At 44.4% G+C, this 20,323-nt stretch carries 28 protein-coding genes; 16 read left to right on the forward strand and 12 right to left on the reverse strand.

Annotated features, from left to right (window positions below; translation table 11 throughout):
• The first annotated feature begins 94 nt into the window (after positions 1-94).
• Together TY16_RS16110 and TY16_RS16115 are read left to right on the forward strand one after the other, a co-directional pair.
• The gene (locus tag TY16_RS16110) at positions 95-1,075 is read left to right on the forward strand and encodes an MBL fold metallo-hydrolase (protein WP_043932862.1); all 981 of its coding nucleotides are present in this window, start codon (positions 95-97) and stop codon (positions 1,073-1,075) included.
• Positions 1,068-1,859 carry an SDR family NAD(P)-dependent oxidoreductase gene (locus tag TY16_RS16115; RefSeq protein WP_043932863.1) on the forward strand — a complete coding sequence of 264 codons (792 nt, stop codon included), beginning with the start codon at positions 1,068-1,070 and terminating at the stop codon, positions 1,857-1,859. Before TY16_RS16110 ends, TY16_RS16115 begins: the two co-directional genes overlap by 8 nt.
• Positions 1,860-1,909: 50 nt before the next feature.
• Here TY16_RS16115 and TY16_RS16120 read toward each other — a convergent pair whose 3' ends face one another.
• The 4 genes from TY16_RS16120 to TY16_RS27305 all read right to left on the reverse strand — a co-directional run bounded on the left by TY16_RS16120 (position 1,910) and on the right by TY16_RS27305 (position 4,734).
• Complete coding sequence (locus TY16_RS16120; protein WP_043932864.1) at positions 1,910-2,941, reverse strand: DUF2332 domain-containing protein; 1,032 nt, start codon at positions 2,939-2,941, stop codon at positions 1,910-1,912.
• Between the two features lie 259 nt (positions 2,942-3,200).
• Positions 3,201-4,085, reverse strand: coding sequence for a proline iminopeptidase-family hydrolase (locus TY16_RS16125; RefSeq protein ID WP_155922345.1), 885 nt, complete (start codon positions 4,083-4,085; stop codon positions 3,201-3,203).
• Between the two features lie 25 nt (positions 4,086-4,110).
• Complete coding sequence (locus tag TY16_RS16130) at positions 4,111-4,554, reverse strand: SgcJ/EcaC family oxidoreductase (RefSeq protein ID WP_043932866.1); 444 nt, start codon at positions 4,552-4,554, stop codon at positions 4,111-4,113.
• Between the two features lie 21 nt (positions 4,555-4,575).
• Entirely contained in the window at positions 4,576-4,734 is a 159-nt protein-coding gene (locus tag TY16_RS27305; protein ID WP_081773145.1) for a YqzH family protein, read from the reverse strand.
• A 212-nt stretch (positions 4,735-4,946) separates the two neighbouring features.
• Here TY16_RS27305 and TY16_RS16135 point away from each other — a divergent pair, with 212 nt between their 5' ends.
• The 5 genes from TY16_RS16135 (at position 4,947) to TY16_RS16155 (ending at position 8,201) form a co-directional block, all read left to right on the forward strand.
• The gene (locus tag TY16_RS16135) at positions 4,947-6,206 is read left to right on the forward strand and encodes a Y-family DNA polymerase (protein WP_043932867.1); all 1,260 of its coding nucleotides are present in this window, start codon (positions 4,947-4,949) and stop codon (positions 6,204-6,206) included.
• A 55-nt stretch (positions 6,207-6,261) separates the two neighbouring features.
• On the forward strand, positions 6,262-6,594 hold the full coding sequence (locus TY16_RS16140; RefSeq protein WP_043932868.1) for a YolD-like family protein: 333 nt from the start codon (positions 6,262-6,264) through the stop codon (positions 6,592-6,594).
• Between the two features lie 163 nt (positions 6,595-6,757).
• Positions 6,758-7,030 (forward strand): YfjL-like protein, encoded by a 273-nt coding sequence (locus TY16_RS16145; protein ID WP_043932869.1) that lies wholly within the window; start codon positions 6,758-6,760, stop codon positions 7,028-7,030.
• A gap of 72 nt (positions 7,031-7,102) precedes the next feature.
• Positions 7,103-7,705, forward strand: a complete 603-nt coding sequence (locus TY16_RS16150; RefSeq protein WP_043932870.1) for a GNAT family N-acetyltransferase — start codon at positions 7,103-7,105, stop codon at positions 7,703-7,705.
• Positions 7,698-8,201 carry a GNAT family N-acetyltransferase gene (locus TY16_RS16155; RefSeq protein ID WP_043932871.1) on the forward strand — a complete coding sequence of 168 codons (504 nt, stop codon included), beginning with the start codon at positions 7,698-7,700 and terminating at the stop codon, positions 8,199-8,201. The genes TY16_RS16150 and TY16_RS16155 overlap by 8 nt, the downstream gene beginning before the upstream one ends.
• Before the next feature lie 29 nt (positions 8,202-8,230).
• Here the strand turns inward: TY16_RS16155 and TY16_RS16160 are convergent, their stop codons facing one another.
• From TY16_RS16160 to TY16_RS16180, 6 genes are all read right to left on the reverse strand, one after another.
• The gene (locus tag TY16_RS16160; protein WP_043932872.1) at positions 8,231-8,911 is read right to left on the reverse strand and encodes a DUF1129 family protein; all 681 of its coding nucleotides are present in this window, start codon (positions 8,909-8,911) and stop codon (positions 8,231-8,233) included.
• The gene (locus TY16_RS16165; protein WP_043932873.1) at positions 8,908-9,243 is read right to left on the reverse strand and encodes a PadR family transcriptional regulator; all 336 of its coding nucleotides are present in this window, start codon (positions 9,241-9,243) and stop codon (positions 8,908-8,910) included. Before TY16_RS16165 ends, TY16_RS16160 begins: the two co-directional genes overlap by 4 nt.
• 178 nt (positions 9,244-9,421) lie before the next feature.
• Positions 9,422-9,631, reverse strand: a complete 210-nt coding sequence (locus TY16_RS16170) for a CDGSH iron-sulfur domain-containing protein (RefSeq protein WP_043932874.1) — start codon at positions 9,629-9,631, stop codon at positions 9,422-9,424.
• 66 nt (positions 9,632-9,697) lie between these two features.
• Positions 9,698-10,669 (reverse strand): alpha/beta hydrolase, encoded by a 972-nt coding sequence (locus TY16_RS16175; protein WP_081773146.1) that lies wholly within the window; start codon positions 10,667-10,669, stop codon positions 9,698-9,700.
• A gap of 115 nt (positions 10,670-10,784) precedes the next feature.
• Positions 10,785-10,916, reverse strand: coding sequence for a hypothetical protein (locus TY16_RS27125; RefSeq protein ID WP_269320305.1), 132 nt, complete (start codon positions 10,914-10,916; stop codon positions 10,785-10,787).
• 54 nt (positions 10,917-10,970) lie between these two features.
• Entirely contained in the window at positions 10,971-11,873 is a 903-nt protein-coding gene (locus tag TY16_RS16180; RefSeq protein WP_043932875.1) for a hydroxymethylglutaryl-CoA lyase, read from the reverse strand.
• Positions 11,874-12,004: 131 nt separating this feature from the next.
• Here TY16_RS16180 and TY16_RS16185 point away from each other — a divergent pair, with 131 nt between their 5' ends.
• The 3 genes from TY16_RS16185 (at position 12,005) to TY16_RS16195 (ending at position 14,395) form a co-directional block, all read left to right on the forward strand.
• Entirely contained in the window at positions 12,005-13,195 is a 1,191-nt protein-coding gene (locus TY16_RS16185; protein ID WP_043932876.1) for an acetyl-CoA C-acetyltransferase, read from the forward strand.
• Between the two features lie 412 nt (positions 13,196-13,607).
• Positions 13,608-13,865: a YqkE family protein gene (locus tag TY16_RS16190; RefSeq protein WP_043932877.1), complete on the forward strand. Its 258-nt coding sequence runs from the start codon at positions 13,608-13,610 to the stop codon at positions 13,863-13,865.
• The gene (locus TY16_RS16195; protein ID WP_043932878.1) at positions 13,865-14,395 is read left to right on the forward strand and encodes a GrpB family protein; all 531 of its coding nucleotides are present in this window, start codon (positions 13,865-13,867) and stop codon (positions 14,393-14,395) included. The genes TY16_RS16190 and TY16_RS16195 overlap by 1 nt, the downstream gene beginning before the upstream one ends.
• Positions 14,396-14,429: 34 nt before the next feature.
• On the opposite strand, the gene TY16_RS16200 is transcribed toward TY16_RS16195, so the two are convergent.
• A complete protein-coding gene (locus TY16_RS16200) occupies positions 14,430-15,338 on the reverse strand; it encodes an aldo/keto reductase (RefSeq protein WP_043932879.1) in 909 nt (302 codons plus the stop codon).
• Between the two features lie 40 nt (positions 15,339-15,378).
• Entirely contained in the window at positions 15,379-15,525 is a 147-nt protein-coding gene (gene mciZ / locus TY16_RS25800) for a Z-ring formation inhibitor MciZ (protein WP_081773015.1), read from the reverse strand.
• Between the two features lie 74 nt (positions 15,526-15,599).
• Here mciZ and TY16_RS16205 point away from each other — a divergent pair, with 74 nt between their 5' ends.
• The 6 genes from TY16_RS16205 to xerD all read left to right on the forward strand — a co-directional run bounded on the left by TY16_RS16205 (position 15,600) and on the right by xerD (position 19,897).
• A complete protein-coding gene (locus TY16_RS16205) occupies positions 15,600-16,151 on the forward strand; it encodes an NUDIX domain-containing protein (protein ID WP_043932880.1) in 552 nt (183 codons plus the stop codon).
• Positions 16,151-17,317 carry an endonuclease Q family protein gene (locus TY16_RS16210; RefSeq protein WP_043932881.1) on the forward strand — a complete coding sequence of 389 codons (1,167 nt, stop codon included), beginning with the start codon at positions 16,151-16,153 and terminating at the stop codon, positions 17,315-17,317. The genes TY16_RS16205 and TY16_RS16210 overlap by 1 nt, the downstream gene beginning before the upstream one ends.
• A 98-nt stretch (positions 17,318-17,415) precedes the next feature.
• On the forward strand, positions 17,416-18,054 hold the full coding sequence (spoIIM, locus tag TY16_RS16215) for a stage II sporulation protein M (protein WP_043932882.1): 639 nt from the start codon (positions 17,416-17,418) through the stop codon (positions 18,052-18,054).
• 115 nt (positions 18,055-18,169) lie between these two features.
• Positions 18,170-18,649 (forward strand): ferric iron uptake transcriptional regulator, encoded by a 480-nt coding sequence (fur, locus tag TY16_RS16220; protein WP_043932883.1) that lies wholly within the window; start codon positions 18,170-18,172, stop codon positions 18,647-18,649.
• 118 nt (positions 18,650-18,767) lie between these two features.
• Positions 18,768-18,995 carry a YqzK family protein gene (locus TY16_RS16225; protein WP_043932884.1) on the forward strand — a complete coding sequence of 76 codons (228 nt, stop codon included), beginning with the start codon at positions 18,768-18,770 and terminating at the stop codon, positions 18,993-18,995.
• A gap of 8 nt (positions 18,996-19,003) precedes the next feature.
• Positions 19,004-19,897 carry a site-specific tyrosine recombinase XerD gene (gene xerD, locus TY16_RS16230; RefSeq protein WP_043934791.1) on the forward strand — a complete coding sequence of 298 codons (894 nt, stop codon included), beginning with the start codon at positions 19,004-19,006 and terminating at the stop codon, positions 19,895-19,897.
• Positions 19,898-20,323 lie beyond the last annotated feature (426 nt).

A 20,323-nucleotide genomic window follows, 5' to 3' on the forward strand; every position in this document is an offset into this window, starting at 1 on the left:
TCCTTGCCTGTAGAGGCGAAAATAATGACAAGGTTTTCCTGAATCGGTAAACTAAGACGTATGATATTTGAAAATAATGTTGTGAGGGACTTTTATGGCAGAGTGGAAAAATCAAATAGCAAAAATTACACTCCCAACACCATTTGCGGTTGGCGATGTAAATATTTACTTAATAAAAGGTGATAGGCTGACACTAGTTGATGCCGGACCGAAAACAGAAGAGGCCTGGGAATCTCTTAAATTTCAATTGGCAGGGCTAGGTCTTACTCCAGAGGATATTGAGCAGGTTATCCTCACTCATGATCATCCGGACCATGCCGGACTTCTTGATTATTTTCCTGATTCTCTGGAAGTTTTCGGCCATTATTTGAATGAACGATGGATAAATCGGACTGAAGAGTTTTTGGAGGAGCACGATCGATTTTACTTGGGGCTGTTTACGGAATTTGGTATCCCGCAACAGTATTTGCGGATGGCGGGACAGCTGAAGAAATCATTGAAATATTCCTGCCATCGGTCATTGACAGGAACTCTTTCAGAAGGAGACAGGCTTCCGGGACTTGCGGGCTGGAGGGTAATTGAAACTCCCGGACATGCCCAGAGTCATATATCCTTATTCCGTGAAGAAGATGGAGTACTGCTCGCCGGTGACCATATCCTGGCCCATATTTCCCCGAATCCCTTACTTGAGCCTCCGCTCATAGCGGGTGGAGAACGGCCGAAGCCACAACTGCAGTACAATGTTTCACTAAAAAAGCTTCGTGATTATCCAATTGACCTTGTTTATACTGGGCATGGGGCGGAAGTCAGGAAGCTTCCACAGTTGATTGACCGGAGGCTTGAGCGCCAGCATGATCGTGCCATGCATGTGAAAGAAATGCTTAATGAGAGGCCAAAAACAGTATTTGAGTTATGCCGCGAGCTTTTTCCAAAAGCATTTGAACGTGAGTTGGGATTGACTCTCTCAGAAACAGTCGGCCAGTTGGATTATCTGCTTTCATTAGACGAAATTGAATCGTATACTGACGGGAATGTTATGTGTTATCGAAGCAAACGGGGTGTCGGCCATGGATAGCTTGTCCGGAAAAAATATTGTTATAACAGGTGCCTCGGGCGGGATAGGGGCTCAAATAGCAAGGATGGCAGCAGAAAGAGGGGCAAACCTTGCCCTGCTTGCGAGGAGTATCGACAAGCTTGAAGCCCTAAAGGCAGAGCTCGAATCAACTTACAAGAACAAAGTATTTGTCTATAAGCTCGACGTTGCTGATACCGGGCGCATCGCTGAGGTCTTTGACCAAGTACATAATGAGTTTGGCCATATTGATATTCTCGTCAATAATGCCGGATTTGGCGTGTTCCGTCATGCTCATGAAGCCCCTATTGATGAGGTCAAGGCCATGTTTGATGTTAACGTTGTCGGCTTGATTGCCTGTACTGGCGCTGTTTTGAATAAAATGCGGAAGAGAAGAGAAGGGCAGATCATTAATATTGCCTCCCAGGCAGGAAAGATCGCCACTCCAAAATCAAGTGTTTACTCGGCTACAAAACATGCGGTTCTGGGCTACTCGAATAGCTTGCGTATGGAGCTTTCTGACTATAATGTTCACGTCACCACTGTCAACCCCGGTCCGATTGAAACAAATTTCTTCAACATCGCCGATGAAAGTGGTACGTATGTAAAAAACGTAAAACGATGGATGCTGAAGCCGGAATACGTCGCGCGTAAGGTAGTTGATGCGATGGAGTCGCCTGTCCGTGAAATTAACCTCCCGGGCTGGATGAATCTGGGCAGCACTTTTTATACCTTGTTTCCTCGTCTGTTTGAGAAGGTTGGAAAAAAGGCTTTCAACAAGAAATAATCATCTTGTAAAAACACTCGGGAATGAAGAGACCCCGAGTGTTTGCTGTTTTAGGTTAATTTCCAGCTAAACCATCTTCCATGCCCATCCGTTTCGGCAACGAGTTTATGGTCGTTGATACCCCCAACAAAGGAATCAAGGCGGAGATATGAATCCCGAATATTGTTGTAAAGATGAAAGATGTCTCTCTTTGCTGCAATTGTTTTTATCGTTTCAAGCAGTTTTGTTTTCGTTTCATAAGGCATCTGGTTGGCTACATGGGTATGAAAGACAACGATAGTAAACTCCTCCGGGATTCCCCCCGTAATAGCGGGCAGCAGGTCTACACCATCACCTTCTATGAATGTGATTTTTCCCTGATTCTGCTGCATGCACTGCTCTGCTTTATCAAATAATTCTCTTCGGGTCTGGTGTTCCGGCCAAATCAGCGCCTTCATCCAAAGCGAGTCTTCCTCATTTCTCATATCATTAATATGCAGATCTATGCCATATCGGGCTGGGACTGGAGGAAGACTATACGGAAATAAAGGCTTTCCCTTCCCTTTAACCTCAGTCTGAATAACCAACTCCGACTCGCTGCTTCCGTAAATTGTACCCTTGTTATAGGAATAAGAATAGTGATCCCAGAGAAGTTGAAAGCCGGCACTCGTGCCAATTTCAATCAATGCAAGAGGCTTGTTTGTTTTTGTATATATATAATTGAAAGTGGGGAAGAGATAGCCGCATCTTCTAACTTCGTTGGTTTGAACAAGTTTGGTTTGTAACAGTTCAATAATCTTCTCCCGATGGGCTGCGCAAAAATTTTTAAAGTGAGGAAATGCTGCTTCAGGAGACTGCGGCTTGCTATCAATACTTGCGTAAAACCTTGCCAGAGGATGGTCTTTTCCCTTTAGGAGAAGGTAATGGACTGCACCATAGAGCAGGTTTGGAACGGGCTGGCCTAGTGGGGCATAGGCGCATAGTTCAAGAACGTATGGGTCTTCTGCTAGTTTCAAAGAAATACTTTCATACAACTTACTTGACCCCTTGCATTCTCTTTCTGCAAAAGCTTTAAACGTTTCAGGCAGCTTTGTTGATAGCATGGTTTCCCCCCGAAAAATTATTTTTTATCCTGCTAAATATATACATAGGCGCTGGGAAATCTGCTGCATTTTATCAAATTGGTGTGCGCGGTCGTAAAAGAGGTTCTTGAAGACCCTGCGAGTAAAAAATGATCAGCGCGGTCGTCAATAAAGGTTCTTGAAGACCATCTTTTATTCACCAGTCATGTATCCTCCCAATAAATCCTATTTAACAAATCCTATGTAAAAAGGGCACTGGCCGAGGCCGGCGCCTCTTTAGTTATTTCTCTGTTCTTCCAGCAAGAAATTCTTTCACAACCTGCCTGTATTCTTCTGGCTGCTCCCGATAAGGTGAATGGGCGCTTTTCTCAAAGATATGCAGCTTTGCTCCAGGAACGAGGCTTGAAAAATAGCTGGTCGATTCCGGTGTGGCCTCATCATAGCGGCCGCAAAGGAACAGGGAAGGCACATCCAACTCATGGAGCCTCGGGGTACAGTCAAATTCCTTAAGATTGCCGGTTACACAAAATTCGGATGGTCCCCACATTGTATTGTATATCTCACGATTGGCGAGTTGTGAAACGGCTTCACGTTCCTCTTTACTTACTTCAATCCGGCAAACAAAGTTTTTCGCAAACACATCCATTGCTTGCTTATATTCTTCAGAGTCTGTCGTGCCGTCCGCCTCGCATCGGGCGATTGCCTCCTGCGTTTCTTCTGGAAGCTGTTTCAACAGCCGCTCCTGATCCTTTGCCCATTGCGGCGCGCTTAGGCAGGGGCTTGAAAAAATCGCACTTTTGACGCCTGGAGGCTTGGTAAGCAAATACGCCGCAAGCAAAGTGGTTCCCCAAGAATGACCTAGAATATGTACTTCTTCCAATCCCAGTTGCTCGCGTACCTGGCCAAGTTCTTTCACATAGCGGTCGAGGTTCCACAATGACTTGTCAGTCGGTCCTTGTGACCGTCCCGCCCCGAGCTGGTCATAATAAACAATTGTCCTGCCATCTGCTCCTTCGGTAAGCTCGTCCAGCCTTTGAAGCGGGTAGGTTGTAGAACCTGGACCCCCATGCAGTACCAGTAATGGAGCCGCATCCCGCTCGCCTTTCGCAATTCGATACCATACCCTGCCGCCAGTTACTCCAACAAAACCTTCTTCAACCTTCAACATTTTCTCCTCCTTTAATAAATAACTATCTCATCTCCTGCTTTAATTCCGCTGTCATTTCTTCGACAAGCTCTGGACGCCCGTGGAACTGCGCCGGTGTATTCTGGAATAACTCAATTTTCCATATACCTGTATCCCTTTTTGCTACCATCGTTTGATGGGCATTGAGTTCAGGTTTGAGGTCATCTCCCCCAGTCGGCACCATTCCAGCAATCGCCCGGAGGATAGCCGTATCGGCTCCCAAAATATTGGTTTCCTTTATTTTTACAGTAAAGGGTGGAGTGGGATGGTGTTCAAAAATCGGACCTGTATGGGAAAGAATCTCTCTAGGTCCCAAAGCTAGGCTTCCATCGAAACCAATCATGGTGCCGCCGTCTGCGAATAGCACTGCCATACCTTTCGCATCGCGTTTGTTCCATGCCTCAATTAATTTCCTGTACAAGGATTGAATTTCAGCTGAAGTTTCCATTTTAAACCTCCCAACATTCTTCTACGCAGTTAAAAAATCATAGACAACGTCATTGACGATATCATGCAGACGAGCCTCGGGATCTGCGTCTTTTTGCCTATGAATTTGTTCGCATAAGCGAGCAATATCGAGTTCACCAAGTGGCTGAGCCTCATCGGTATAATATTGTTTGCAGGCAATTTTTAATCATTTTTCTTACCAGTTTTTCCTCCATTCAAAGCACCTCAAATCCTATTATAGCTCTTTTCTGTAACACATCGAAATGGAAACGCACCCTATTTTTATGCAACCTGCCGGAAAATTTCCATTGAATGCGAACGCATATTCGCTTATGATATGGGTATAATGATACGGAACGGATGTTCTTATTTTTCTGTAGGAGGTTAAATGCAATGGTTGATTACAGCACGATGCCGCAGCATAAAATTCTTTGCGTTGACATGAAAAGCTTTTACGCCAGCTGTGCTGCAGTTGTGGAAGGGCTCGATCCCCTCGGCTGCTACCTTGCTGTAGTCGGCGATAAAGAGCGTGAAGGAAGTGTTGTCCTCGCTGCTTCCCCACTTTTAAAAAAGGAATTTGGAATAAAAACGGGTTCCCGTAAATTTGAGATTCCGAATGACCCAAGAATTCTGGTAGTTGAGCCTAAAATGGGTCTGTTTCTAAGAATTTCAACCGAAATTACCCGCGTCTTCCACCGCTACGTGCCGAAGGAAGCCATCCATGTCTACAGCGTTGATGAAAGCTTTATCAAAGTGGACGGGGCGGCAAAGCTCTGGGGCGATGCCCAAACAATCGCCCGGAAAATCAAGGATGACATCGAGCGCGAATTTCAGCTTCCGTGCGCAATTGGTATTGGGCCGAATATGCTCATGGCCAAGCTTTGCCTTGACCTTGATGCAAAACAGCATGGAATTGCCGAATGGACCTATGACGATGTCCAAACCAAACTATGGAACGTTTCGCCACTCCGGGAAATGTGGGGGATCGGCAGGCGTGTTGAAAAAACACTAAACGGGATGGGGATATTCACAGTCGGCCAGCTGGCCCGGTATGACCTCGAACTGCTCGAGAAAAAATTCGGCATTATGGGCAACCAGCTGTATTACCACGCCTGGGGTGTTGACCTTTCCGATATGGGCGCTCCGATAATGGAGGGACAGATCAGTTTTGGCAAAGGCCAAATTCTTCTTCGGGATTATAAGGATGAGGAAGAAATCAAGCATGTCATCCTTGAAATGTGCGAGGAGGTTGCACGCAGAGCGCGGACGCACCGAAAAGCCGGCAGAACAATCACACTTGGCATCGGCTACAGCCAGGACGAATTCGGAGGCGGTTTCCAGCGGGCAAGGACGGTCTCCGAACCGACGAACGTCACAATGGATATATACCGTGTTTGCCTGGAACTGTTTGGCGAGAATTATTCCGGCAAGACGGTCCGCCAGATTAACATCACACTTGGGAATATCGTCGATGATACCGAACTCCAGATGAGCCTTTTTGACATGGGCGCAAGCAAAAGACGGGATCTTGGCTATGTGGTTGACCGGATTCGGAACAGGTACGGATCCGGGGCACTGCTGCGGGCTGTCTCCTATACGTCCGCAGGAACTGCTAAGCACCGGGCCACGCTGCTTGGGGGACATAAATCATAAGAACAACAATATTTGATCAGCGCCCGCTAGTCCAACCAAGAAAGAGGGGAAGAACATGATTCGCGACCGCGGCAGGATAAAATGGACTTCAATGATGCTCCCTGAGCACGTAAAGATGCTCCGCGACTGGGTGAAAGAAGATTCGTATAAGCAAAAAACCGAACTGGATGAGCAGCAGCTTGAAATGATGAATGAAGTGCTTGGGGAAGCAATGGAATTTAACCAGGCTGTTGTGATCACACATTATCGCCGCCACAATTATGAAATCTGCATTGGGCACGTCCATTATTGGGATGAGCTTACACAAAAACTCCACATTATCGATTCCTTCGGGGATGCACACCTCATTTCAATTACGGCAATTGCCGACGTAAGGCTGGCTGATTGATAATTGGCCGCCTTCTTCATTTGACCAGATAACACCGAAAAAGGTTGTCTGGGCTGTTTCCACAGATTTAATAGAAATTTCAAAAAGGGCTAAATAAATAGTGTCACTTTCCATTCTTTTGGTGTAAAATTACACCAAAAGAATTGTGAGAAAGGTGATGGAAATGAAAAAGAAAGTTATGGTGTTACTGATGTCACTGCTGTTGCTTGCAGTGGGCTTATTTTTCTATGGTAATCCTGTCGAACGTGCAGAGAGCAAAAGAATTGCTGAAAAATACCTCCGGGAAAAGCATCCAGAACAGTCTTTAAAAATAAGTAATGTCAGTTACTATCCGGGGGAAGGAACATATATAGTCAATTACAGCATAAATAAAGGGGAGCAAGAAGGAAATCTTGATATAAGGAAAGGGAAAGTAATTGAAATTGGTAATGAATAACAAAAACCTCCTAGTAAAATTCAGAAAAGTTTGATAGGATATGAAAAAGAATTGGACATGGAGGAATTAAGGGTGGAAATTGAGCAAATATATGGGGACTTGCCGATACTTGAAACAGAGAGACTGCTCCTAAGAAAAATAACGCCAGCAGATGCAGAAGACATGTTTGAATACGGATCAAATGAGGAAGTCGCGCAGTATGTAACTTGGGATACACACCGTAAACTTTCGGATACCCAAACGTTCATCGATTATGTCCTCAATCAATACAGCAACAAAAAGGTGGCCCCGTGGGGAATTGAACTCAAGGGAACAGGCCGTCTGATTGGAACGATCGATTTTGTCTGGTGGCAGCCAAACCATAGAAGCGCGGAAATCGGCTATGTGGTAGCACCTGAATATTGGGGAAAAGGCATATGTACGGAGGCTGCGAAGGCGATCATTAAATTTGGTTTCGAGCAGATGGAGCTTATTAGGATCCAGGCAAGATGCTTTGTTGACAATACAGGATCAGCAAGGGTGATGGAAAAGGCCGGGATGAGCTTTGAGGGCATTAACCGAAAGGCGATGTTCATTAAGGGGAGGCATCGAGACTTAAAGGTGTATTCAATCCTTCAGGAAGAGTTTGTTAACTTGCAGAAAAAAGTAACCACTACAGGAGATTATCTTGATTAAAGAAATTAATATTACAAGAAAAGATATAGCCCAAGAAGTGCTGGATATTCAGTTGCCAGCGTATATGACAGAAGCAAAGCTGATTGATTTTTATGAGATTCCTACCTTGAATGATACGGTTGAAACACTGCGCCAGTGTGGTGAGAGATTTTGTGGCTACTATGAAAATGGCAGCCTTTGCGGGGCGATCTCGTATAAGCTAATCAGCGAAACGGTCGATATCCACCGCCTGATGGTTCATCCTGACTATTTCCGGAAAGGCATCGCCAATCAGCTTCTCGCTTACCTTGAGGAAAGGAATCCAGATGCAGATTCGCTGGTTGTTTCGACTGGATCCGGGAATACACCCGCGATTCGATTTTATGAAAAGCATGGTTTTCAAAGAATAGGGGAGAGGAAGGTTGCTGATAACTTAAAGATCGCCTTGTTCAGGAAGGATATCGCTAAGGCTGACAGGAACACTCCGGTAATCGAAAAAACAAGAAAGGACAGATAAAGCCATTCGCTTTTTTCTGTCCATTTTATTTAGATAGCAGCTTTTTTAGCTAGAGACCTATTTCTTAACATATAGGAAATTCCCCAGGCAAGAAGACCGATTATCACAGAAGTGTACCACGGAAAATCGATAGACGGGCCAAAATCGGGAATAAAGAGACCAGCAGCCAAGTAAAGTGCCATTAAAACGGCCGCCGAAACTCCAAGGATAATCATGTTTTTAACATGAGAGGCATTTTTGACAAAGAGCGTTTTTTGAATCAGATTAAAAAATAGCCAGATGAGAAAAAAGATTGAAATCACAGAACCTATGAAAATAGGAACACCCTTTAATGGATAAAGAGTATTTATACCCTCATTTAAAATAAGTCCAAAAATACCATGAATAACGAGCATATAGCTCAGCAGTTGAAGAACGAGTGAGGAGATGAACACAAAGGCATTTCTTTTACTCTCCTTTGGAATGTCGGCAATCAGTTCATCTGCGAATCTCTTTGGGTCATCCCCGAATAGTGAGTGTGCAGACTTTCCATCCTTTTGGGCATCAAGCAAATGGTCAAGAATTTCCATAAGGACCTCTTCTGATTGCTGTTCGGATAAGGTAAGCTGCAGCCTGATATAAATAAGAAAATCGGAGTAGATTTTCTCGTTTTCCGGTGAAAGTTCTGTTTGTTTCTGATTGTTCAGTTCAATTAATTGTTTCGCATTCATTCCATCCCGCTCCCTTTTTTTAGAATCCTGTCTACAGGCTGTGCGATTTGCTCCCATTCCTCCTTGATGAGAGCGAGGGCAGCATGTCCCTCTTTCGTTAAATGATAGTACTTCCGGTTTGGCCCTGAAGGCGACGGTTCCATCTTGCCCTCAATCAGCCCATTTTTCTGAAGGCGAAGCAAGACCGGGTAGATTGTCCCTTCACTCACTTCCATCAACCCCTCATCCTGGAGCTTTTGGGAAAGCTCATAGCCGTATACCGGTTCAATTGAAATAATGGAGAGCACGCAGCCGTCCAAAATTCCTTTTAATAGCTGGCTTCGAATTGACATAAGTGATACCTGCCTTTAGGTACTTGGTAAAACAAGATAGCTGTTCAAAGGTTAACTACCTTGTTTTGCAAAGTAGTTATGTATAGCATAAGCGGAGAGGAAACTTATGTCAATACTAATATCCATCAAAAAGAAAAAACCCGCCGATTGGCGAGTCAGTCATAGTTAGTAAAGAGGATTAATTCTGATCTTCCGGTACACGAACCTGTGATTCGAAATTTCCCTTATGCGTTCCATCGCAAAATGGCTTGTTTGATGACAAACCGCAGCGGCAAAGAGAAAATGCAGGTTTTGTTTGATACACATTCCCCTGGCCATCAAGCAGTTCAACTTCGCCGGTAATCCTGATTGATCCGTTATCGTTTATCTTAATTTGAACTTTGGACATTCCGATTCCTCCTCAATATTTCTTTATTTCGTTTACTCTCCCAGGTGAAATAGTGAAATCTGGTTGTTAAGACATATGCGATTGTTGAGCAGTAGATGATTTTTGGGCAAAATCCGCAGTTTTGCGCGCTGGAACCATCCCTATACTTAACAGGAAATCGTCAATCGCAAGCTCATATTGTTCACGGTTTTCGTTAAATGATTGGGCATGGATGCCATTTTCGGCCATAAAGAGCATTTTTGGTCCATTCTTTTTTTCATAAAGAGCTTCTGTCATCGAAGGAAGGATAAAATCATCCTTTGCACTATGAATGAATAAAACGGGATTCTTGATATTGTCAATCACCGTAATAGGAGAAACTTCACGAAGCGAATATTTATCGCGGAAACGGAGGAACAGTTCAGCGAGCGGGACCAGGACACCCGCTGGAAGACGGACCTCTTCTTTTACACGATAGGCAAGCTGTTCACGGAAATCAGAGAACGGGCAATCAGCAATATAAAAGTCTGCGCCATCCTCGAGCATCCCTGCATATAGGAGCATAGTGGCCGCCCCCATGGATTCGCCATGGATGCCTAGCTTGATATGAGGGCCCTTTTCGTTTTTCAACCAATCCACAACTGATTTCAGGTCGAATTTTTCATAATGGCCGTAGGAAGTCGTTTTCCCTCCGGATTCCCCATGACGGCGATGATCGAAAATCAAGGCATTAAAGCCGCGCTCCAGAAATAGGTTCATATATTTGATAGAATTGAACTTGTTCTCGGTCACACCGTGGCTAATAATCATAAAATAGTTGGTGTCATGAGGCTCGGCCAAAACACCTTTAATCTCGTAGCCGAATGGGGAGGGAATGGATACATCCCTTTTTTTCAAAGAATCGTACTCTTCATCGATGATTCTCCCTGCTTCACGTTCACGACTCAGAATAAATTCATCTTCTTTCTTTTTCATGAACATCAGCCTGTTTGTAAAATAAACCCCAACGGCTGTAATGGCGGCAAGTATTGATAACAAAACCCGAAATGCTCTTCTCAAAAAAATCCCTCCGGCTACAATATGCGTTCCCTTCATTATTTTACCATTCGAGGCTGTTTCAAACCCACTATCGTGGCAAAAAAGAATACCGCCCTGAACAGGCGGTGATTGAAACTTATTTGGGAGCATTTTGCCTATTTGTAGGATGAATTTCCTTTTCCAAATCCTCTACTGCTATTTGAGGCTTAATATCCTTTGCCGACGGCTGGCCCTTTTGGCTAAATCCTTTGTCGCGTTTCTGGCTCATCGTTTACGTCTCCCTTCATTTCTTTACTATTAAGATGAGCCCAAGGGGGATAGGTTATGCACCTGATGAAGCTTGCAGTTTATAGATCACACTATCAATTGGGCGGCTAAGGTGAGGCCGGACAATTTCGACAGCTTCGATAATTTTTTCAGGGGAAATACCGGTTTCAATCCCCATTCGCTCGAGCATATACACAACATCCTCTGTAGCGACATTTCCTGTCGCACCAGGCGCAAATGGGCAGCCGCCTAGTCCGCCCGCGGAAGTATCGAAACGGTCAATTCCAGCTTGCATGGAAGCAAGTATGTTCGCTAATGCCAGCTTCCGCGTGTCGTGAAAATGGCCGGTCAGGAGGATGTTAGGCAGGATTTCCTTTAGTTTTTTAAAAAGTGAATAGGCTTCATTTGGCACAGTCATCCCGATAGTATCCGCGACACTAAGCTCATCCACCCCAGCTTCGGCAAATTCCTGGCACAGCTTGATTGTGTCATCTTCAGAAATCTTGCCTTCAAAGGGGCAATGCCATGCAGTGGATATGCAAGCCCTTACAAAAAAGCCGTCAGTTTTTAAGTTGGCGATGAGCGGACGCAATTCAAACATGCTTTCTGCAGTGGTTTTGTTAATGTTCTTTTTATTAAAGGTGTTGCTGACTCCAACAAATACAGCAACCGCTTTGCAGCCAGTTTCTTTGACACGGTCAATTCCCTTCTGGTTAGGTGCGAGGACAATGGAACGCGTTTTGCCATCAAGGCATCCATCTACAATTTCCGCCGCATCGGCCATTTGGGGTACCCATTTTGGTGAGACAAACGAGGTTAGTTCCATTTCAGTAATTCCAGCGAGGCGAAGGGCATGGATGAATTCCTTCTTAGCTTCCGTTGGTACAAATCCTTTTTCATTTTGAAGCCCATCCCTTGGTCCAACTTCAATAACCGTCACATTGCGTGGCAGCTGCATGCCATACTCCCCCTTAAGTTGCATTTTCTCCATTGTAATTTGACTATTTTGATTTATGCAAGTTTATGGATAATTTAATGCTATTAGGGTAAGAAGGTATTGAGAATTACTAGTTTGAAAGGGGAATAGGAATGAATCACAATGATATCGTAATTGTCGCTGCTGCAAGGACTGCAATTGGAAACTTTAATGGAAGCTTGAAAAGTGTTCCCGCGACTGAGCTGGGTGCAACAGTAATCAAGGCTGCACTTGAACAGGCCGGACTCCAGCCGGATCAAGTAGATGAGGTTATCCTGGGGAACGTCCTCCAGGCTGGGCTGGGGCAAAACCCCGCCCGCCAGGCAGCGATTAAAGCAGGTATCCCTAATGCCGCTTCATCCATGACAATCAATAAAGTTTGCGGTTCCGGGCTAAAGGCGGTCCATCTTGCAGCACAGGCCATCTTCGCCGGAGACGCGGAGGTTGTTGTGGCAGGCGGAATGGAGAACATGAGCCAGGCGCCATACCTATTAAAAAATGCGCGCGAGGGATTCCGAATGGGCGACCAGAAGGTAATCGACAGCATGATATATGATGGACTATGGGACGCATTTAACAATTATCATATGGGGGTCACCGCTGAAAATCTCGTTGAGAAATATGAAATTACAAGGCAGGATCAGGATGCTCTGGCGGTCGCTAGCCAGGAAAAGGCAGTACGGGCAATTGAAGAAGGAAAGTTCAAGGACGAAATAGTCCCGGTAACCATACCCCAGCGCAAAGGCGATCCAATTGTGTTTAATACAGATGAATATCCGAAGAAAGGGACATCTCCTGAAACACTTGCCAAGCTGCGCGCGGCCTTCAAAGCGGATGGAAGCGTAACAGCCGGCAATGCGTCAGGTATTAACGACGGCGCTGCTGTAGTAATTGTGATGAGCCGTAAAAAAGCTGAAGAATTAGGTGTAAAGCCGCTCGTCGTGTTAAAAGGGAACGGAAGCGCTGGAGTCGACCCGGCTATCATGGGCATAGGACCGGTAGAGGCAGTCAGGAAAGCGTTAAGGAAAGCTGGGGAATCGATTGAAAGCTTAGACCTCATTGAGGCGAACGAAGCTTTTGCCGCACAATCCCTCGCAGTTGCCAAGGATTTGGGCTTTGATATGAATAAAGTAAACGTCAACGGCGGCGCGATAGCACTTGGCCACCCAATCGGAGCAAGCGGCGCAAGAATCCTCGTCACACTCATTCATGAAATGAAAAGAAGGAACGCAAAAAAAGGCCTCGCCACACTTTGTATCGGCGGGGGACAGGGAGTCGCCTCCGTAGTTGAACTAGCAGAATAGCGGGATTACGAAAAATCCAATGAAAGAACGGAAGCTGGATGCTTCCGTTTTTATTTGTGATTAAATTTTACAAACAATAGTATTGATAGCAGAGTTTTCATGAAAAATGAATAGTAGAGACAAGTTTCAAGAACAAATATGCACACTTCCAAAGATTTATGCGCACTTCCCGGAATTTATGAACACTTCCAAAGATTTATGCTCACTTCCCGGAATTTATGAACACTTCCCAGGATTTATGAACACTTTTCAAGATTTATGCACACTTTCAATTCTGGCGGCCAATGTGAAAGATCCTTTAGTACCCCAGTACCCCCGAAGAATCCCCTTAACCCAAGCAAAGATACGTTCGTTCCTCCATTTAAAAAGATGAAGTATAATAGTCTTATATTTAAAAAAGGAGCGGCGGGCTATGGCAAAGAAAAAGCAAGCGAAAAGACAAAATCAGCAATCAAAAAAGACCGAAACACCACTTACACTGGGAGATATGATAAATCAGGATATATTCACCCAACTAAAGAATCGTCAGCACGAACTGAAAGAGGAAGAAAAACGAAAAGTGGAAGAAGAAGAAAACCGCAAACGCGAGGAGCGCCGCTTAAAAGAAAAGAATAAAAGCTTTGAAGAGCTTTTAAACGAAAGCGGCATGAATTGGAAGGAGTTTAAGTAATGGTCCCACGGAAAGTAGAGGTGGCACCTTATTCGGCCGATTGGCCAAAACGGTTTGAGGCGGAAAAAGATAATATTCTAAAGGAATTGAGAACAGACAGGGTTATTCTTCATCATATCGGCAGTACATCTGTACCAGGCCTTAGCGCGAAACCAATTATTGATATACTGGCAGAGGTGGAGTCTCTGGAGATTTTTGATAGGAATGAACGCAGTCTGATGAATGCAGGCTACATTGGGAGGGGAGAAAACGGGATTGCGGGCCGGCGATATTATATAAAAGTAAATCCGAACGGAGAACGGCTCGTCCATCTCCATGCGTTTGAAAAGGGAAGTCCTCATATCAACAGGCATCTCTATTTCCGCGACTATCTTATTAGCCATTTTGATAGAGCTAATGCATACGGAAAAATAAAGGAAGAGGCCGCATCCAAATTCCCTAATGACATCACCGCATATATAGCATATAAAGAAAAAATAGTTTTAGATATCGAACGAGAAGCGATAAATTGGGCGAAAACACAGAAATAGGGCAGCCGCTTCAAATGATGGCTGCCCTATTTATTTATCGATGCGCACTATACTTATTAACTTTTGTAAGCTCACGAATGACTGCTATTTCTTCGTCTGTAAGCGGGTTGGCTCGTGCTGCCCTCGCATTCTGCACAATCTGTTCAGCACTGCTTGCACCCGCAACAACTGAAGCGATTGCAGGATGTGATAGGTTGTATTGAAGGGCAGCCTCGGCTAGAGAGCGGGAACCCAGTTTTTCTTTTAACAAAGGCAATAGCCTTTCAAGTTCCTCGTAGCTGTAATCCAGGTAGCCTTCAGAAGAGGCTTTTTCGAGCATTTTTTCACTAAGCAGGCCTTTTGCAACCGGACCTCTTGTGACTGCGGATACACCATTGGCCTTTAACAAAGGCAAGATTTCCTCCTCTGGCCGCCGGTCAAGCATGCTGTACTGGACCATCACAGATACGAGCGAAGATTTATCCACATATTCTCTTACAACATTCGGCCGGATTGATGAAATGCCATAATAGCGGATTAACCCTTCGGATTTCATTTCCTCGAATGCCTCAATCGTTTCATCAATTGGATCATCGACCGTGCCGCCATGCAGCTGATACAAATCTATGTAATCTGTCCGAAGACGTTTTAGACTGTCCTTAACTGCATTCTTAACATGTTCCTTTGAAGGGTCCCACGTCCAGCCAGATTTGTCCTGCTTCCAGCGATTTCCCGCCTTCGTGGCAATGATCACCTTGTCCCGCCGGCCTTTCAGGGTTTCACCTAGAATCTTTTCATTCTGGCCGAAATCATAGAGGTCGGCAGTATCAAAGTAGTTAATTCCTTCATCCAGCGCGGCATCAATGATTGAACGGACCTTGTCCACATCAGTTCCAAGCGACATGCAGCCAAGCCCGAGAACGCTAACCTCCAACTCGGAATTGCCAAGTGTATTCTTTTTCATAGCCATCACTCCTTATTGCCATTGTACCCTCATGAGTGAATTAGCGGCAACTTGACTGCCTCTTGGCTTCAAATTGAAGCAGTTCAGAAACTGTAAGGTGGACAGAACCCAATTCACGGAGTAAATATTTGATTTCCCAGGCCTTTCCGGTCATAGTGAAGCCCTTCTTGTGTACATACGCTTTCATGGTTAATTTCCCCCAATTAAAGTATGATAGAATGTATGAACAGATAGTCAGGAATAGAACAGGAGTGGCAATGGATGGGAAATTTAGAGGAAAAAACTATCGGAAGCAAGGAAATTTTCAGCGGAAGAATTATTACCGTTAAGCTCGATGAAGTTGAGCTTCCAAATGGAAAGACGTCCACCAGGGAAATTGTGAAACATCCAGGTGCAGTAGCTGTGCTAGCTGTTACCGATGATAATAAAATAGTCATGGTTGAACAATACAGGAAACCAATGGAGAAGATCCTAGTGGAAATACCGGCAGGAAAGCTTGAAAAAGGGGAAGACCCTGCAGTCTGCGCCCGCCGGGAATTGGAAGAGGAGACAGGCTACGAGTGCCAGGAAATGGAGCTCTTGATTTCTTTCTACACCTCTCCGGGATTTGCGGATGAAATCGTCCACCTGTATATTGCTAAAGGCCTTTCTCAAAAGGAAGATGCTGCAGGACTAGATGAGGATGAATTCGTCAATGTTATGGAACTTACGCTGGAAGAAGCATTAACTTTAATAGAAGAAAAAAGAATATATGATGCGAAAACTGCTTATGCTGTCCAATATGTACAGCTGCAGGAGGCGCTTTCGAAATAATGAAAAAGTTCTACACGGATTTGCATATCCACATTGGCCGGACTAAGACAGGAAAGCCAGTCAAAATAACCGGGGCAAAATCACTGACATTCACCAATATCATTGAACATGCCCGCAATAAAAAAGGTCTTCATATGATTGGTATAATTGATTGCCATTCACCGGAAGTCATCGTCGAGATGGAGGAACTAATGCTTGCGGGTGAGATGTCTGAACTATCAGGCGGTGGATTGGAATTTGGAGGGATGGCTGTCATTCCAGGTTCAGAGCTGGAGATTTATGATCCGGGAACTAAGGGACCAATCCATGTCCTTGTATTTATGCCCAACATGAAAACGATGAAGGAGTTTTCCGCTTGGCTTTCAGGGAAAATGAAAAACGTAAATCTTAGCTCACAGCGGATTTACGCTACTGGCCGGGAGCTTCAAATCAAAGTGAAGGAACTTGGCGGTCTGTTCATTCCCGCCCACGTATTCACACCTTTTAAAAGCCTATACGGAAAAGGTGTCAATAAATCTCTCGAGGAAGTTTTTGACCCACAGCTTATAGATGGCATTGAGCTTGGATTAAGCTCAGATACTAATATGGCAGATGGATTGGAGGAACTGCATAGCTATCCTTTTTTAACAAATTCAGATGCCCATTCACTTGCAAAAATAGCCCGGGAATACCAGGCGATTTTAATGGAAGAAGCGTCTTTTACGAATCTCGCCCTGGGATTAAGGGGAGAAGGGGGATGCGGGATCCTGGCTAATTATGGTTTGGATCCATTGCTTGGCAAATACCATAGGACGGTTTGTACAGACTGTTTGCAGCCAAATAATAAAACGGGAGAACCTTGCAGCAACTGCGGTTCAATGAAGATTACTAGAGGAGTCGCGGACAGGATAGCAGAGTTGTCGAGTGCTGCACAACGCCCGAACTGGCGGCCCCCGTATATCCACCAGGTTCCCTTAGAGTTTATCCCGGGGCTTGGCCCAAAGCTTTTTGAAAAATTATTGTGGCATTTCGGGACGGAAATGGCCATCCTTCATGATGTTCCAAGTGAAGCAATTGAGCAGGTAATACCGGAGCGAATTGCCAAGCTCATTATCGAGGCAAGAGAAGGCAGATTACGTTTAACTGCCGGCGGTGGAGGTAAATATGGGAAGGTAGACTTCTCATAGAGATAATCATTTAATAGTAGGAAATGGAGAGAGACAGTAATATCAAGATAGGATTGGCATACAATGGTAGAAACACGAACCGTTTAGGGGGAAATGCCATGAAAAAACGTATGAACCAGTCCATCGTATCAGCATATTTAGGCGAGCACTCCTCAATCTTCCTGTTTGTTTCCATCCTGTTCATGATGGGAGTCATTTTTGGGGCTATTATCGTAAACAGCATGAGCCTTGGTCAAAAGGAAGATTTATTCTATTATTTATCTCAATTTTTCGGACAGATAGCCAGTGGTGAAACAGAATCTGCCAGGAACTTATTTATCCAAAGCCTTTTGCATAATAGCAAATTCATTTCCCTGATGTGGATTCTTGGAATTTCCATCATTGGACTTCCGGTTATTTTAATTCTGCTGTTTATTAAAGGAATGGTCATCGGATTTACAGTTGGCTTCCTAGTCAGCCAAATGGGCTGGGATGGCTTTGTTTTTGCTTTTGTTTCAATTCTGCCGCAAAATGTGATAATCATACCTGTCTTTATCATTATGGCAGCAGTGTCGATAGTATTTTCTCTGAAAATGATCCGGAGGCAGTTTTTCAAAAAGGTCGGCCAACCGATAGCGCCATTATTCGGAAGGTATTTGATTTTTCTTGCTGCCGCACTGTTTTTATTAGTGGTTGGATCGGGTATTGAGGCATATCTTTCGCCAGGTTTCATGAAGGCAGTCGCAGGTTCCCTTTAGTGATAATCAATTTCAGTTAATAATCATTTTAAACTGTTGTTTATAATAATTTTAGTTTTCATCTTAATTTCTATCTGCTATAATGGGAGGGACAGTTGCGAGGGAGGTCAACCCCATGGAAACAAGGATTGAAAGAATAAAAAAACAGTTGCATTCGTCAAGCTATAAGCTTACTCCGCAACGCGAAGCAACCGTTCGGGTTTTGCTGGAAAACGAAGAGGATCATCTCAGTGCAGAAGATGTCTATCTGCTTGTTAAAGAGAAATCACCCGAAATCGGCCTGGCAACTGTTTACCGAACATTGGAATTGCTGACTGAATTGAAAATAGTTGATAAGATTAATTTTGGAGACGGAGTCTCGAGATACGACCTTCGCCAGGAAGGTGCCGCCCATTTCCATCATCATCTTGTTTGTATCGAGTGCGGCGCTGTGGATGAAATTCAAGAAGACCTGTTGGAAGACGTTGAAGAAATCGTGGAACGCCGCTGGAATTTTAAAATTAAGGATCACCGGCTCACCTTCCATGGAATTTGCCATCGCTGCCAGGGGAAAAGTGAAACTGCCGAATTGGAAGCAGAATTTACAAATAAATAACATACAAGAACCTGCCAAATTGGCAGGTTCTTTTTTTCTGCAGGGCGATCCCCAGGTATAATATCGTGCAATTTTGGCATACCTTGTACTAAAACCAGAAACCTTGGGGGAAAAGAACATGTTGTCATTTTGCAGGGCTGTTTATCATACATTGAAGGTATTTATCCTGTTTGTAACCTGCACGGTACTATTTTATTATGGTATGATGTGGTTACACGAAGAGTATCAGAACTATCACCGGTACGATGAGCCGAAGGGAACTGCAGTGAAAGTGTCCAGCACATCACAGGCTAGTAATCCCGAATGGCTGGACCGGTTGTTGCTGTTCTATTTGAGCGGGGAGTAATTTGCATGATGGAAGATCACTTGAAAGATTTCATCCATTTCCTACTAGTGGAAAAAGGATTGTCACAAAATACTGTTGTAGCATATGAACGTGACTTAAAGGCTTATTTGAAACATGTGAAAAACAAAAGCGGGTTAACATCAGTCAATGAGATTCAAAGGACGCATATCCTGCACTTTCTTGGAAAATTGAAGGAAGATGGGAAGTCGTCAAAAACTATTGCCAGACACGTGGCGTCAATTCGTTCCTTCCACCAGTTTTTATTGAGGGACAAAGCATCTGAACACGATCCTTCTGTCCATATTGAAACGCCGCAGCTTGAGAGGAACCTTCCAAAGGTCTTAAGCATGGAGGAAGTTGAGACCTTGCTGGAAGCTCCGACAGAGGATGGCCCATTTGGGCTTAGAGACAAAGCAATGCTCGAAATCCTTTATGCAACGGGCATACGGGTAAGTGAACTAATAGGCTTGAATATCGGAGACCTTCATTTACAAATGGGCTTTGTCCGCTGCATAGGGAAGGGAAACAAGGAACGGATCATTCCGATCGGCCGGACCGCGTCTGAGACACTGGAAAGATATCTTTCTGACGGCAGGCCTCAGCTCGTAGCCAAAACCGGGCGTGAAGATGCCTTATTCCTTAACCATCTTGGACATAGGCTGACTAGGCAGGGGTTCTGGAAAATCTTGAAGAAGCTTGCCGAGGAAGCGGGAATTGAGAGACCATTGACCCCGCACACACTAAGGCACTCATTTGCAACGCATTTGTTAGAGAATGGGGCGGACTTACGGGCTGTTCAGGAAATGCTAGGGCACGCAGACATTTCAACTACTCAAATTTACACACATGTCACGAAGGTAAGGCTGCGTGATGTATACAGTAAATTCCATCCAAGAGCTTAAGAGTTTACTAGAAAGGCCAGCGAAGTGATAGCTGGTCTTTTTTGGTGTTGATGGTGCGTGCGCTTTTTATATTCACGGAAAAGATTGGTCTTGAGAGCGGTTTCTTGCTTGTATTTTCTCTGTGGTTTAGTACAATATAGATGTCAGACTTCTGACTTTCTTATACCTCTCACTTGAACATTTATCGACTGGAAAATTTCAGTTTACTCCTGAGGTAGTTCATCAATGAATCGCAATCTTCGTGATTCCATTATCTCGGTTGAAGCAACTTCACTTTTGTATGGCGATAAACAAGGTGCATGCGCCGTGATTCTGGTGAGTAATCATAGTTGAAAAGGGTAGAATAGCAACGAGGTTTGATGAAAATATTCTACTTAAAGACAAATTATAGAGGTGAACAGCTGAGAACAGCTTTTACCTTAAAAG

It is taken from the genome of Bacillus sp. EB01, assembly GCF_000613125.1.
GTDB lineage: Bacteria > Bacillota > Bacilli > Bacillales > Cytobacillaceae > Bacillus_D.

Bases quoted from the DNA above. Each gene is read 5' to 3' on its own strand.
- TY16_RS16120 (WP_043932864.1), bottom strand. From the start codon at position 2,941: ATGCTATCAACAAAGCTGCCTGAAACGTTTAAAGCTTTTGCAGAAAGA.
- TY16_RS16225 (WP_043932884.1), top strand. From the start codon at position 18,768: ATGTTGTCATTTTGCAGGGCTGTTTATCATACATTGAAGGTATTTATC.
- TY16_RS16160 (WP_043932872.1), bottom strand. From the start codon at position 8,911: ATGAATGCGAAACAATTAATTGAACTGAACAATCAGAAACAAACAGAA.
- spoIIM (WP_043932882.1), top strand. From the start codon at position 17,416: ATGAAAAAACGTATGAACCAGTCCATCGTATCAGCATATTTAGGCGAG.
- TY16_RS16180 (WP_043932875.1), bottom strand. From the start codon at position 11,873: ATGCAGCTGCCACGCAATGTGACGGTTATTGAAGTTGGACCAAGGGAT.
- mciZ (WP_081773015.1), bottom strand. From the start codon at position 15,525: ATGAAAGCGTATGTACACAAGAAGGGCTTCACTATGACCGGAAAGGCC.
- xerD (WP_043934791.1), top strand. From the start codon at position 19,004: ATGGAAGATCACTTGAAAGATTTCATCCATTTCCTACTAGTGGAAAAA.
- TY16_RS16135 (WP_043932867.1), top strand. From the start codon at position 4,947: ATGGTTGATTACAGCACGATGCCGCAGCATAAAATTCTTTGCGTTGAC.
- TY16_RS16115 (WP_043932863.1), top strand. From the start codon at position 1,068: ATGGATAGCTTGTCCGGAAAAAATATTGTTATAACAGGTGCCTCGGGC.
- TY16_RS16170 (WP_043932874.1), bottom strand. From the start codon at position 9,631: ATGTCCAAAGTTCAAATTAAGATAAACGATAACGGATCAATCAGGATT.
- TY16_RS16195 (WP_043932878.1), top strand. From the start codon at position 13,865: ATGGTCCCACGGAAAGTAGAGGTGGCACCTTATTCGGCCGATTGGCCA.
- TY16_RS16145 (WP_043932869.1), top strand. From the start codon at position 6,758: ATGAAAAAGAAAGTTATGGTGTTACTGATGTCACTGCTGTTGCTTGCA.
- TY16_RS16210 (WP_043932881.1), top strand. From the start codon at position 16,151: ATGAAAAAGTTCTACACGGATTTGCATATCCACATTGGCCGGACTAAG.
- TY16_RS16110 (WP_043932862.1), top strand. From the start codon at position 95: ATGGCAGAGTGGAAAAATCAAATAGCAAAAATTACACTCCCAACACCA.
- TY16_RS16165 (WP_043932873.1), bottom strand. From the start codon at position 9,243: ATGTCAATTCGAAGCCAGCTATTAAAAGGAATTTTGGACGGCTGCGTG.
- TY16_RS16200 (WP_043932879.1), bottom strand. From the start codon at position 15,338: ATGAAAAAGAATACACTTGGCAATTCCGAGTTGGAGGTTAGCGTTCTC.
- TY16_RS16140 (WP_043932868.1), top strand. From the start codon at position 6,262: ATGATTCGCGACCGCGGCAGGATAAAATGGACTTCAATGATGCTCCCT.
- TY16_RS16205 (WP_043932880.1), top strand. From the start codon at position 15,600: ATGGGAAATTTAGAGGAAAAAACTATCGGAAGCAAGGAAATTTTCAGC.
- TY16_RS27125 (WP_269320305.1), bottom strand. From the start codon at position 10,916: ATGAGCCAGAAACGCGACAAAGGATTTAGCCAAAAGGGCCAGCCGTCG.
- TY16_RS16185 (WP_043932876.1), top strand. From the start codon at position 12,005: ATGAATCACAATGATATCGTAATTGTCGCTGCTGCAAGGACTGCAATT.
- fur (WP_043932883.1), top strand. From the start codon at position 18,170: ATGGAAACAAGGATTGAAAGAATAAAAAAACAGTTGCATTCGTCAAGC.
- TY16_RS16130 (WP_043932866.1), bottom strand. From the start codon at position 4,554: ATGGAAACTTCAGCTGAAATTCAATCCTTGTACAGGAAATTAATTGAG.
- TY16_RS16190 (WP_043932877.1), top strand. From the start codon at position 13,608: ATGGCAAAGAAAAAGCAAGCGAAAAGACAAAATCAGCAATCAAAAAAG.